General features: G+C 70.9%; 1 pseudogene. It reads left to right on the forward strand.

Features of this window, described 5'->3' with window-relative positions:
- A pseudogene (locus MKL09_RS07765) lies at positions 1-205 on the forward strand (hypothetical protein); the annotation flags it as partial.
- Between the last annotated feature and the right edge of the window lie 166 nt (positions 206-371).

A 371-nucleotide genomic window follows, 5' to 3' on the forward strand; every position in this document is an offset into this window, starting at 1 on the left:
GGCGGCGGGCCGCCGGGTCGGCGTCGAGCCCGCCCGGCACGCCGCCTCACGGTCTCCCCTCGAGGCCGGGGGGGAGCCGGTTCTGCCCGGTCTCCGCCGGACGGTGCTGGCCGGCGGCGGGCCTGGTCCGGCCCGAGGCGATGGACGCTTGGCCAGATCACCGATCCGGGCGGGACGGGCGCAGGGTTTGGCGATGTGTGACTGATCACCCCTACCGTCATTGCGAGCGCAGCGAAGCAACCCATGGCAGCGCGCGATCCCAAGATGTGGCGCGTGCCGGGGTTGGTTCGCTGCGCTCGCAATGACGGTGGTGGCTGGTGTGAACCCTTCGACCGACCAACCTCCGTCAACCCAAAATGCTTTCAGCGAAC

Source organism: Methylobacterium sp. J-048 (genome assembly GCF_022829515.1).
GTDB lineage: Bacteria > Pseudomonadota > Alphaproteobacteria > Rhizobiales > Beijerinckiaceae > Methylobacterium.